10 protein-coding genes are annotated in these 12,187 nt (G+C 63.7%); 6 read left to right on the forward strand and 4 right to left on the reverse strand.

The genetic code is table 11. The annotated features are described in order from the left end of the window. Positions 1-227: 227 nt before the first annotated feature. Both EJ071_RS17015 and EJ071_RS17020 read left to right on the forward strand, forming a co-directional pair. Complete coding sequence (locus EJ071_RS17015; RefSeq protein ID WP_126098879.1) at positions 228-938, forward strand: DNA helicase; 711 nt, start codon at positions 228-230, stop codon at positions 936-938. Between the two features lie 52 nt (positions 939-990). Beyond that, positions 991-1,548 (forward strand): GNAT family N-acetyltransferase, encoded by a 558-nt coding sequence (locus tag EJ071_RS17020; protein ID WP_126098880.1) that lies wholly within the window; start codon positions 991-993, stop codon positions 1,546-1,548. A gap of 96 nt (positions 1,549-1,644) precedes the next feature. Here EJ071_RS17020 and EJ071_RS17025 read toward each other — a convergent pair whose 3' ends face one another. Continuing rightward, the gene (locus EJ071_RS17025; RefSeq protein ID WP_126098881.1) at positions 1,645-2,031 is read right to left on the reverse strand and encodes a DUF983 domain-containing protein; all 387 of its coding nucleotides are present in this window, start codon (positions 2,029-2,031) and stop codon (positions 1,645-1,647) included. A gap of 112 nt (positions 2,032-2,143) precedes the next feature. Between EJ071_RS17025 and EJ071_RS17030 the strand changes: the two genes are divergently transcribed. After that, the gene (locus EJ071_RS17030; RefSeq protein ID WP_189521498.1) at positions 2,144-3,520 is read left to right on the forward strand and encodes a PLP-dependent aminotransferase family protein; all 1,377 of its coding nucleotides are present in this window, start codon (positions 2,144-2,146) and stop codon (positions 3,518-3,520) included. A gap of 32 nt (positions 3,521-3,552) precedes the next feature. On the opposite strand, the gene EJ071_RS17035 is transcribed toward EJ071_RS17030, so the two are convergent. The 3 genes from EJ071_RS17035 to EJ071_RS17045 form a co-directional block, all read right to left on the reverse strand. Next, positions 3,553-4,734 (reverse strand): MFS transporter, encoded by a 1,182-nt coding sequence (locus tag EJ071_RS17035; RefSeq protein WP_126098883.1) that lies wholly within the window; start codon positions 4,732-4,734, stop codon positions 3,553-3,555. A gap of 81 nt (positions 4,735-4,815) precedes the next feature. After that, positions 4,816-5,073, reverse strand: coding sequence for a DUF2061 domain-containing protein (locus EJ071_RS17040; protein ID WP_126098884.1), 258 nt, complete (start codon positions 5,071-5,073; stop codon positions 4,816-4,818). A gap of 141 nt (positions 5,074-5,214) precedes the next feature. Beyond that, positions 5,215-6,879, reverse strand: coding sequence for a Na/Pi cotransporter family protein (locus EJ071_RS17045; RefSeq protein ID WP_126098885.1), 1,665 nt, complete (start codon positions 6,877-6,879; stop codon positions 5,215-5,217). A 363-nt stretch (positions 6,880-7,242) separates the two neighbouring features. On the opposite strand from EJ071_RS17045, the gene EJ071_RS17050 reads away from it, so the two are divergent. The 3 genes from EJ071_RS17050 (at position 7,243) to rpoD (ending at position 12,147) form a co-directional block, all read left to right on the forward strand. After that, entirely contained in the window at positions 7,243-7,605 is a 363-nt protein-coding gene (locus EJ071_RS17050) for an RcnB family protein (RefSeq protein WP_126098886.1), read from the forward strand. 139 nt (positions 7,606-7,744) lie between these two features. Further along, a complete protein-coding gene (gene dnaG, locus EJ071_RS17055) occupies positions 7,745-9,691 on the forward strand; it encodes a DNA primase (RefSeq protein WP_126098887.1) in 1,947 nt (648 codons plus the stop codon). A 422-nt stretch (positions 9,692-10,113) separates the two neighbouring features. Next, positions 10,114-12,147, forward strand: a complete 2,034-nt coding sequence (rpoD, locus tag EJ071_RS17060) for an RNA polymerase sigma factor RpoD (protein WP_126098888.1) — start codon at positions 10,114-10,116, stop codon at positions 12,145-12,147. The last annotated feature ends 40 nt before the right edge of the window (positions 12,148-12,187 follow it).

Raw genomic sequence — 12,187 nt, forward strand, 5'->3', positions numbered from 1 at the left:
ATAAAGGGCGTCGCGCCAATCGGCGAAACACTTCTAGTTTAGCGTGTCCTGAATATCCGTGATTTCCGGTGCGTTTGTATTGGGGTATCATTTGATTCGGCGCGCCCACGCCTCCTCCCTCCAATCGGAAAGCATTGTTCATGCCGGGCATTCGATCGCTGAACCGACTGTTCGAGCACCAGGCATAAGGAGGGGTTGCCAAGACTGCTCGCACCAGGAGGTTTTCGATGCGCCTTTCCGTGCCCGTCTATCATCTGAAGCGTCAGGCCAGGCTCTTATCCCGCAGGGATAGAATGCCGCTTCACCAAGCCCTCGATCGTGTCGCTGCGGGGGAGGGCTTCGCCAGCTGGAGCCTGCTTGCAGCAAAGGCGGCCGAGGCTGCGCCTGCCACCAATCTGTTCGCGCAATTGACATCCGGGGATCTCGTGCTGGTCGGCGCCAGGCCGGGGCAGGGCAAGACCTTGATGAGCCTCGAGCTGGCGGTCGAGGCGATGAAGTCCGGCCGACGCAGCGTGTTCTTCACGCTGGAGTATACGCACACGGACATTCTGGGCCGGTTTCGCGTCATCGGGGGCGAGCCGGCGCTTTTCGACGGCCTGTTCGAATTCGACAATTCGGACACCATCTGTGCCGACTACATCATCGGCAAGCTGCGGACGGCGCCTCGTGGGACGCTGGCGGTCATCGACTACCTGCAACTGCTCGATCAGAGGCGCGAGAATCCGGAGTTGATGGTTCAGGTTTCCACGCTGAGGTCTTTCGCGCGCGACAGGGGACTGATCCTGGTCTTTATCTCGCAGATCGACCGGTCATACGATGCGTCGAAGAAGCCATTTCCCGACCTGGGCGATATCCGGCTGCCGAATCCGCTGGATTTGTCGCTCTTCGACAAGACATGTTTCCTGAACAAGGGCGAGATCCAATTCCAGGCAGCTTGAGGGCAATCCTGGCCGCGGCTATGCCTGCCCACCTCGCAAAGGACACGGGGCCATGATCGAAATCGTCAAGCCCGCGCTCGAACACCTGCCGTCCTACAAGGTGGCGTTGGAGCGCGGCTGGTCGCCCGACAATGTCCGGCTTCTGGAAGCGACACGTGAGCAGCTCGCTGCCATCGAGGAAGATCCGGTGGCATTTCTCGCCGGCCTTGACGATCCCGAGGCCAAGGGGCCGCCCATCACTTTGCCCGACGGGACAAAAGTGCCGCGCTTGCCCGGCTTCCGGCGCTGGATATGGGACGGCGAGGCTGCCGGCTCCATCGGGCTTCGCTGGCAGAAGGGCACGTCGGCGCTGCCGCCGCACGTGCTTGGCCATATCGGCTATGCCGTGGTGCCCTGGAAGCGGGGCCGCGGCTATGCCACCGAGGCGCTGCGGCTGATGCTGGTTGAGGCAAGGGCGGTGGGCCTCGGCTATGTCGAGATCACCACCGACCTCGACAATCCCGCTTCGCAGCAGGTGATCCTGGCCAATGGCGGCATTCTCGTCGGGCGGTTCGTCAAGCTTGCCGCCTATGGCGGCGCGGAGAGCCTCAAATACCGGATCGACCTTTAAAGCGCGTCGCGACGCGCTTTAAGTCGTTGTTTTGATGCATGCCGTTACCCCAGAACCGCTGTCCGGCCGACATGCATCAGGTCGCTTATCGCGCGCCTATTCGCCGGGCTTGGCCAGTCTTCCTTCTTCGGCCTTGTAGTAGAACTGGCTTGCCACTAGCCAGCCCTTGAGCGGCCTGAGCGGCGGGATGCAGGTTGCGAAAATCAACGGTACCGAAACAAGGGCGTGGAACCACATCGACGGCTCGAAGCTCACCTGCGCCCAGACGGCAAACAAGACGGAAGGCACGCAAGCAAAGCAGATGACGAAGAAGGCGGGACCGTCCGCCGGGTCGGCAAAGGAATAGTCGAGCCCACAGACATCGCATTTCGGCGCCAGCTTCAGAAATCCGTCGAACAGCCGGCCCTCTCCGCAGCGCGGGCAGCGGCCGCGGATTCCGACCCGCCAGGGTTCGAGGTGGGGATAGTGTGCGTGATCTTGCATGGTTGTCGCTCCGGGGACCTCGCATGGCATCCGATCGGCTTGAGGTCACTCATGCATACTAGTATCATGATTGTATGCATACAATGCGACAAAATGTATGGATAGCGGCGACATGAACGACGAGAGCGACCTCGGCTGGCTTTCCTGCCTGGAGGAGGGGCCTCGCCCGATCTATCTCAGAATTGTCGATGCGCTTGCGGCTGGACGTTCGAGCGGCCGTTTGCAGCCGGGCGATCGCTTGCCGCCGCAGCGCGAACTTGCCCGCGTGCTGGGGGTCGACCTGACCACCGTCACCAGGGCGTTCACCGAAGCCCGGCGCAGGAACCTGATCGACGCAACGGCCGGTCGCGGCACCTTCATCACGCCCGGAGAGCCGGAAGAGCCGATCCTCGACCTGAGCATGAACATCCCGCCGGCGCCTGTCGGATTCAGCCTGCCGGCATTGATCCGGAGCGGCATCGACGCGCTGCTCAAGCGCTCCAGCGCGGAGGCGCTGCTCTCTTATCATCCCGGGCCCGGTTCGCCGGCCGAACGCGCCGCCGGCTCGTCATGGCTTGCCGCAGCCGGGGGCAGGCTGCCCACAGAGCGCATTGCTGTCGGCTCGGGCGCGCAGGCGCTGCTGGCGGCTGTCCTTCTGTCGCAAACCGGCGAGGGCGACACGATCCTTACCGATGCGCTGACCTATCCCGGTCTGATCGCGCTGGCAGAGGCCACGGGGCGGAAGCTGGCTGGCGTCGGCCGCGACGATGACGGCATCCGTCCCGATGATCTGGAAGAGGCGGCGCGACGGCACGGCGCCCGTCTTCTTTATCTCAATCCGACCCTCCACAATCCGACCACGCTCACCGTGCCGGAGGGCCGGCGCCGGGAACTGGCGCGGATGGCGGGCAAACTCGGTTTGACCATCGTCGAGGACGATCCCTACAGCCTTCTGCTGACCTCGGCCCCGCCGGCCTTCCTCAGCATCACGCCGGAGCGGACCATCCATGTCGCGACACTGGCGAAATGCATCTCGCCTTTCCTGCGCACCGCTTTCCTTGCGGCGCCGGACGGACAAACCGTCGAGCGGATCGGGGCGGCAATCCGGGGCACCACGATGATGGCGCCGCCGCTGATGACGGGTCTTGCCTGCGAGTGGGTGCGAAGCGGCTTGGCCGGCGAGATCACGGCTGCGGTGCGTGCAGAAGCGGAGGCCAGGCAGGCAATCGCGCGCAAGATCCTGCCGGCAGGTTTCGCCTCGGCGGATTCGAGCCTGCATCTCTGGTATCCGCTCTCGGGGCGGTTGCGCTCTTCAGAGCTTGGCGACGCGGCCCGGCGCCGCGGATTGGCCATCAGTCCGGCAGCGGAGTTTTCCGTCGTGCCCGGCGTCGCGGACGGCTTGCGCCTGGCACTGGGCGCCGCATCCAGTCGGGAAAGGCTGGAAGAGGGCCTGCGCGGCTTGGTTTCCATCCTTGGAGGGGGCTCCCGGCAATCGCTGCCCGCGGTCTGAGGCGGCACAGCGATAACGCGGTGCGCGGCGTTCTATTCGGCTGCCGCCGGCAGCGGCGGCGTTGCGCGGCTTCGCCATTCCCAGGCCCGCGAGGCGACCGCCACCGCCACCGCCACCAGCATGGCGAGCGCGCCGGCGACCGGCAGGCTGCGATAGCCGAAGCCGGCATTGAGCATCGCAGCGCCCAGCGAGGCTGCGAGCGCTATCCCGACATTGAAGCCCGACGGGATCAGCGAGGAGGCAAGGTTCGAAGCATCCGCCGTCCAGGCGAGGATGCGGGTCTGGATCGGCGCGCCGATGGCGAAGTTGAGGCCGCCCCAGATGACGATCGCGACGATCATCGGCACCGGATAGGGGCTGACGGCATAGATCACGGCCAACATGACCGCCTGCAGGAAGAGCATGGCGATCAGCGACGGCATCAGCTTCCAGTCGGCAAGCTTGCCGCCCAGAAGAACGCCGATCGTGGCGCCGACGCCGTTGAGCAGCAGGACAAAGGGGATCAGGCTCTCGTCAAGGCCGGTGACTTCGATCAGCGTCGGCGTGATGTAGGTGAACAGGCCGAATTGGCCGATCATCAGCATCAGCATCAGGATGAGCGAGGTCCAGACCTGCTGGCGGCCGAGCACGCGCACTTCACGCGCAAGGCCGGCGGGCCGGTTGGCGGCGCCTGCCGTGCGCGGCAGCAGCGCGGCCATGGCGACGATCGCGACGACGCCCAGCGCGCACATCACCCAGAAGGTCGCCCGCCAGCCCCAGAGACCGCCGATCGCGGTGCCGGCCGGCACGCCGATGACGTTGGAGACCGTCAGCCCCGAGAGGATGACCGCTACCGCCCGACCGCGCTGATCCTCGCGCACCAGGCCGACCGCGACCACCATGGCGACGCCGAAATAGCAGCCATGCGCCACGGCGGTTGCGATGCGCATGAGAAGCATCGAAGCGAAATCGGGCGCCAGCGCGCAAGCCGCCTGGCCAAGGGTGAAGGCGATCGTCAACCCGATGAGCAGCGCCTTTCGCGAGACCCTTCCGGTCGCAAGCGCCAGAAGCGGGCCGCCGATGGCGATGCCGCAGGCATAGCCGGAGACGAGATAGCCGGCGGTGGGCACGGAGACGCCAAGACCTTCCGCCACCTCCGGCAGCACGCCGGCGATGACGAATTCAGTCGTGCCGAAAGCGAAGGCGGCAATGAACAGGGCGATAAGGGGCAGCATGGCGCGGAAAGCGATCCTGAATGAGTTGGCCTCAAACCATGGATGGACGCACCGGGCAATGCAGAAATTGTCGACGCCGCTTTAGCTTTTCTTGACCGGGTTTAGCTCTGCCTCGGTCGCCGACGACGAGGCCGGCTTCTTGTGCATGCCGAAAGGAATTTTCAGCCATGCTCGCTCATGAAGGTAAAAGAGCAGCGACTTTGTGACAACTTCAGTCCCACCGATGGCTGCAGCGAGCTTCACGCTTCCGGTTATGACCAGCGAGATGATCATGGTATCGACCGTGCCGGTGGCGCGCCAGGAAAGCGCCTTGATGAAGCTGCGCGAATGGGTGTCCATCGACTAAATCGTCCTCCGGTGGGCCTCGGATGTTTCCTTAGCCGACGGAGGAGAGGATGAGCAAAGACTAATTTTCCGCTTCGGCGCCGACGGCGGAATCTTGTTCCCAAGTTGATGTCACGACAGCAATTTTGCGGCTTGCTATCCGGCCTTCAGCCGCGAGCCGCCGAGCAGGCCACGCTCCTCCAGCACCGGGTAGGCCATGGAAGCAAGCAGCGAGTTGATCTGCTTGAGGTCGCGGATGGTGTCGAGGTGGATCGAACTGGTCTCGACGCTTTTGGCCGTGCCGTCGCGCAGGCGCACGAAGTGGCTCGCGCTGGTCTCTTTCTCGCGCTCGCGCAGCAGGTCCTTTTCCAGCACCAGTTGCCGGGCGGTCTCGGGATCGCGCGAGACCAGCACGTTGAAGGCAAGCCGCGCGTTGGCCAGCACCGAGGCATGGAAGGCGCTGAGCTCGCGCCAACCCTCGGATGTGAACTCCAGTCCGCGCTCCAGCTTCTTCCTGACATGCACCAGCATGTTGCGCACGATGATGTCGCCGACCTGCTCCAGCTTGACGCAGGCGCCGATCAGTTCCTGGCAGCGCAGCGCCTCGTCCTCGCTCAAGGGGTTCTTGGTGACCTTGGCGAGATAGAGTTTGATCGCCGCGTGCTTCTGGTCGACGCGGTCGTCGAGCGCCGCAAGCGCCTTGATCTTGTCGCTGTCGGCGCTCTCGTAGAGCTCGATGATGCGCTTCAGCATGATCTCGACCGTCTCGCAGACCCGCACCACTTCGCGCGTGGCGTTTGCCAGCGCCTGGCTCGGCGTGTCGAGGGCGCTTTCGTTCAGCGCCGACAATTCGACGACATCGAGCGCTGCCGCCGGCACCGGTCCGGCGCCGAGCGCCACGATCTTCTCGGAAGCGCGATAGACGAGGCCGGCGAGCGGCAATCCGGCAAGCAGAATGATCACGTTGAACAGGATATGGGCATTGACGATCTGGTCCGGTCCGGTCGCGCCGAGAAAGCCGACCGGCGGCTTCAGCGTCATGAACAGGATCAGCATGACCAGCGAGCCCATGCCGCGCATCAGAAGGTTGCCGACCGGCACCACGCGCACGCCCGGATCGGCATTGCGGGTAAGCAGTGGCGCGATGATCGAGGAGCCGAGATTGACGCCGAGCACCAGCACGATGCCGAGTTCCGGAGGGATGAAACCGCGGCCGGCCAGCGTCACCAGCAACAGCACGGCGGCGATGGAGGAATGAAACAGCCACGTGATCAGCGCGGCCAGCAGATACGCGGTGACGAAATCGCCCGAGAAATATTTGACGATCATCGGCATCAGCGTGCTCTGGCGCAACGGTTCCGAGGCCTGGCCGATCATCTCAAGCGACAGCAGCAATAGCCCGATACCGACCAGGATGCGGCCGAACTGGCGCCAGTCACGCCTCTCGGTGGCCATGAACATGAAGGTCCCAGCGACGAGGCAGATCGGCACCAGGAGCGACAGGTCGAAGGTCAGCAGCTTGACCACCAGTGCCGAGCCGATCTCGGCGCCGCGCACGGCAAGCTGCCCGGCGGCGCCCGATACGATACCGGCGCCGGCGAAGGAACCGACCAGCAGCGTCACGGCGGTGGAGCTTTGCAAGGCGATCGCGAGGCCGCAACCGGCCAGAACCGCCATCAGCGGATTGCGCATGGTGGCGCGCAGCCTGTGGCGCAGCACATCGCCATAGGCGCGTTCGACGCCGGTCTTGACCAGGCGGGTGGCAAACAGCATCAGCGCCACCGCGCCGGCAAGGTGCAGAAGGACGACGGAACCGCTCATGCCCGGCCTCGCAATGAGGCGGCAAGGAAGGGGGAAAGGGCACGAATCACAAGCATTTCGAGGGTCGAGATTACTCCAAACAATTTTAGCCGGGTCATAAATTCTGCTCCGCTTGACCAGCGGCCGGCACGCGACGGCGCGTGTCGGAAATGGATGGAAGACATATTGGTTGCATCCGCCCGCGGCACCAGGCGGCCCGACGCGGTGCGATTGCCGGCCAAGGGTCAGTTCGGGTTTTTCTCTTTGTTGAAATGACCTTCACAAACATAAGAAATCATTACAGAATTGTAATCCAAGCGTTCAGTTTCGGTTCATGCGGCCGCGGCTATCTCCTTGCCTATCGATAACCAAGGAGTACCGACCATGAAACGTCTCATACTTTCCGTCGTCACCGGCTCGATGCTGGCCGCGTCGAACTTTTCGGGGCAGGCCGCCCCGCTCGTTCAGCCGAGCGCGCCGCAGTCCAACTACACCCAGGTCGACTGGCAGAAGCCGGGCGTCGTGAAGAAGAAAGTCGTGGTCAAGAAGAAGGTGGTGGTTAAGCGCAGCCATTGGCGCAACGGCCAGAAATACGCCTCCTGGAAGCGCCATCAGGCGGTGCGCGACTGGCACCGCTATGGCCTGCGCCGCCCTGGTCCCGGCCAGGAATGGATCCGCGTCGGCAACGACTACCTGCTGGTCAGCATCGTCTCCGGTATCATCTTCGGCGCGATCGCCGCGCACTGACCCGGCAAACAATCCGAACGTTAGGGAAGGCGGCCGCTCGGCCGCCTTCTTTTTGTCTGTGAAAAGCGGGTACGATTGGCTTTGACGAGTCGTCGCGCCCGTGCGGCTCGATTATATGAGGGCAAACGAGCCTTTCCCGATGCGCTTTCCGCCCGCCTTCCTCGACGAGATACGCGACCGCGTGCCGATTTCCTCGGTGATCGGCCAGCGCGTTTCGTGGGACAGGAAGAAGACCAACGCGTCTCGCGGCGATTTTTGGGCGTGCTGCCCGTTCCACGGCGAGAAGAGCCCGTCCTTCCACTGCGAGGATAAGAAGGGCCGCTATCATTGTTTCGGCTGCTCGGTGTCGGGCGACCACTTCAAGTTCCTGACCGAGCACGACGGCATGAGCTTTCCCGAAGCGGTCGAAAAGATCGCCGAGATGGCCGGGGTGCCGATGCCGGTGCGCGACGCCGCGGAGGAACGGCGCGAGAAGGAGCGCGCCAGCCTGACCGACGTCATGGAGATGGCGACCGTCTTCTTCCAGGAGCGCCTGCAGGGGCCGGAAGGCGCCAAGGCCCGCGCCTATCTGCGCGATCGCGGCCTGACGCCGGCGACGCAGCAGTCGTTCCGGCTCGGCTATGCGCCAGACAGCCGCAACGCGCTCAAGGAACATCTCGCCGCCAAAGGCGTGCCGAAGGCCGATATCGAGGCCTGCGGGCTGGTGCGGCACGGCGACGACATTCCTGTCGCCTATGACTGGTTCCGCGACCGCATCATGTTTCCGATCCCGGACTCGCGCGGCAAGGTCATCGCCTTCGGCGGGCGGGCGCTGGCGCCGGACGCTTTGGCCAAATACATGAACTCGCCCGAGACCGAGCTCTTCCATAAAGGCAACGTGCTGTACAATTTCGCCCGCGCCCGCAAGGCTGTGGCGAAGGGCGGCACGGTGATTGCCGTCGAAGGCTATATGGACGTGATCGCGCTGGCGCAGGCCGGCTTCGAGAACGCCGTGGCGCCGCTCGGCACCGCGCTTACCGAAAACCAGCTCGAGCTTCTGTGGCGCATGGCCGGCGAGCCGGTACTTTGCTTCGACGGCGACCAGGCCGGGCTGAAGGCGGCATGGCGCGCCGCCGATCTGGCCCTGCCGACGATCCAGCCCGGCCGCTCGGCTCGCTTCGCGCTGCTGCCCGAAGGCAAGGATCCGGATGACCTGGTCAAGGCGGATGGGCCGGACGCTTTCCGCGCGGTGCTGGCGGAAGCGAGACCGCTTGCCGACCTTTTGTGGATGCGCGAGACAGCCGGCGGCGTGTTCGACACGCCGGAGCGACGCGCCGAACTCGAAAAGAGGCTGCGTGAGATCACCAGCCGCATCCGCGACGAAAGCCTGCGTTACCACTATCAACAGGAGATGCGCGAACGCGTCTTAAGCTTCTTCGGCTCGCAGCGCGGCACGCGGCAAGGTCATCAACGCCAGGACGGTCGGCCGGGCGAGCGCGGCAGAGGTTCGGCGCCAGGCGGGGCGTTTGGCCGGGGCGCTGCCGGCGCACGCACAGCCATCACCGAAAGCCTCGGCCGCTCGGCGCTGGTCAAGCGGACGGGTGAAGCCATGTCGATGCGCGAGGCGACGATCATCGTGGCGCTCATCAACCATCCGGCGCTGATCGACGAGAATTTCGCGCATGTCGAATTCCTCGACCTCGCCAATTCGGACCTGCGGCGACTGCACGCCGCTATCCTCGACGCGATGGCGCATGATGCGGCCGACGACCGCGACGCGGTGATCGCCACGATCGTGCGCGCCGGGTGCGGCGACATCTGGGAGCGTGCGGTCGCGCTGATCAAGCGCGCAAGGCAGTGGCCGGCGCTCGAAACCGCGGGACTTGACGATGCCCGCGACGCCTTCAACCAAGCGCTGCACTTGCAGCGCAGCGCGCGCACCTTACATAGAGAGCTGAAACAGGCGCAGGCGGCGCTCGATGCAGACCCTTCGGATGAAAACTTCCGGCATCTCGTCGAGATTCAAGCGCAATTCAACGATATGCAGGCAACGGAAGCGCTGATCGAAGGGTTCGGCGTTTCATCGGGCAGGGTTGGACGCGTTTAGGTGCGAATCTGCCCCGAAATGAAGTGGAAATATGCAGGCGCGTCGAAACGACGCCTCTAAGTCGGGTAATTGATTCGCTTTTTTCATGCGAATCATGCCAGAGGCGCTTGACCTTCTGGCAGATTGGCGGAATCAGGACGATTCGAAACGTTAACCGTGCCCCGGCTGCGGCGGGAAATTTTGAGCGATGCGAAGTTCTGGTCACTGGACAGGCAAAAGGCCTGCCACAGATACCAGGGTTAATCTGGACTTAATGCATGTCGCCCAAAAAGTGGAGACCGTTTTGGGGCAACGACATGCACCAAACAAAGAGATGATGCGGTTACTGGCCCGGTAAGAAGCGTTCTGGTGCGAACGCAATCGGTATGACCGGTTCCGGCAGCTTACGCGGTCGATACTAGGCCGCTTGGAGACGACAAAGAATGGCGACAAAGGAAAAGGAAGAGGTCGAGACCGAACGTGAAGGCGCCACCGATGGCCCTCTGCTCGACCTTTCCGATGATGCTGTCAAGAAGATGATCAAGGCCGCCAAGAAACGCGGCTATGTGACCATGGACGAGCTGAACTCGGTGCTGCCTTCGGAGGAAGTGACCTCCGAGCAGATCGAGGACACTATGGCGATGCTGTCCGACATGGGCATCAACGTCGTCGAGGACGACGAGCAGGGCGAGGAAGCGGAGGCGGCCGATTCGGGCGGCGATTCGGAAGAAGACGCCAACGAGCTTGCCGAGCAGACCGGCACCGCCGTCGCCACCACGACCACCAAGAAAGAGCCGACCGACCGCACCGACGACCCGGTGCGCATGTATCTGCGCGAGATGGGCTCGGTCGAGCTTCTGTCGCGCGAAGGCGAAATCGCGATCGCCAAGCGCATCGAGGCCGGCCGCGAGACGATGATCGCGGGCCTGTGCGAGAGCCCGCTGACCTTCCAGGCCATCATCATCTGGCGCGACGAGCTCAACGAATCGAAGATCCTGCTGCGCGAGATCATCGATCTCGAAGCGACCTATGCCGGTCCCGAGGCCAAGCAGGCGCCGGTCGTCGAACGCATCGAGGAAGCGCCCAAGCCCGAGGAAAAGCCGCGCGGCCGCGCGGCGGCGCGCGAGGAAGAAGACGACATCACCAATGTCGGCGGCGGCGACACCCGCGGGCTGGAAGAAGAGGAAGACGACGAGGACGAGGCAAGCCTGTCGCTCGCCGCGATGGAAGCGGAACTGCGCCCGCAGGTGATGGAGACGCTCGACGTCATCGCCGACACCTACAAGAAGCTGCGCAAGCTGCAGGACCAGCAGGTCGAGAACCGTCTCGCCGCCGCCGGCACGCTTTCGCCCAGCCAGGATCGCCGGCTGAAAGAGCTGAAGGACCAGCTCATCAAGGCGGTGAAGTCGCTGTCGCTCAACACCGCGCGCATCGAGGCGCTGGTCGAGCAGCTCTACGATATCAACAAGCGCCTGGTGCAGAACGAGGGCAAGCTGCTTCGGCTCGCCGAGAGCTATGGCGTTCGCCGCGAGGAATTCCTCAAGGAATATCAGGGTTCGGAGCTCGATCCGAACTGGACGCGCTCGATCGCCAACCTGACGTCGCGCGGCTGGAAGGAGTTCACCAAGAACGAGAAGGACGCAATCAAGGATCTGCGCGCCGAGATACAGAGCCTCGCCACCGAGACGGCGATCTCGATCCTGGAATTCCGCAAGATCGTCAACCAGGTGCAGAAGGGCGAGCGCGAGGCCGCGATCGCCAAGAAGGAAATGGTGGAGGCGAACCTTCGCCTCGTCATCTCGATCGCCAAGAAATACACCAACCGCGGCCTGCAGTTCCTCGACCTGATCCAGGAAGGCAATATCGGCCTGATGAAGGCGGTCGACAAATTCGAATACCGCCGCGGCTACAAGTTCTCGACCTACGCGACGTGGTGGATCCGGCAGGCGATCACCCGCTCGATCGCCGACCAGGCGCGCACCATCCGCATCCCGGTGCACATGATCGAGACGATCAACAAGATCGTGCGCACCTCGCGCCAGATGCTGCACGAGATCGGCCGCGAGCCGACGCCGGAGGAACTGGCCGAGAAGCTCGCCATGCCGCTGGAAAAAGTGCGCAAGGTGCTGAAGATCGCCAAGGAGCCGATCTCGCTCGAAACGCCGGTGGGCGACGAGGAGGATTCGCATCTCGGCGACTTCATCGAGGACAAGATGGCGATCCTGCCGATCGATGCGGCGATCCAGGCCAATCTGCGCGAGACGACGACACGTGTGCTCGCCTCGCTGACGCCGCGCGAGGAACGCGTGCTCAGAATGCGCTTCGGCATCGGCATGAACACCGACCACACGTTGGAAGAGGTCGGCCAGCAGTTCTCGGTCACCCGCGAGCGCATCCGCCAGATCGAGGCCAAGGCGCTGCGCAAGCTCAAGCATCCGAGTCGGTCGCGCAAGCTCAGAAGCTTCCTCGACAGCTGATACGAAAATCACAGACAGGCAAAATCGAAGGGCGTCTTAG

Origin of the sequence: Mesorhizobium sp. M1B.F.Ca.ET.045.04.1.1 (genome assembly GCF_003952465.1) — a bacterium.
Classification (GTDB): Bacteria; Pseudomonadota; Alphaproteobacteria; order Rhizobiales; family Rhizobiaceae; genus Mesorhizobium; species Mesorhizobium shonense.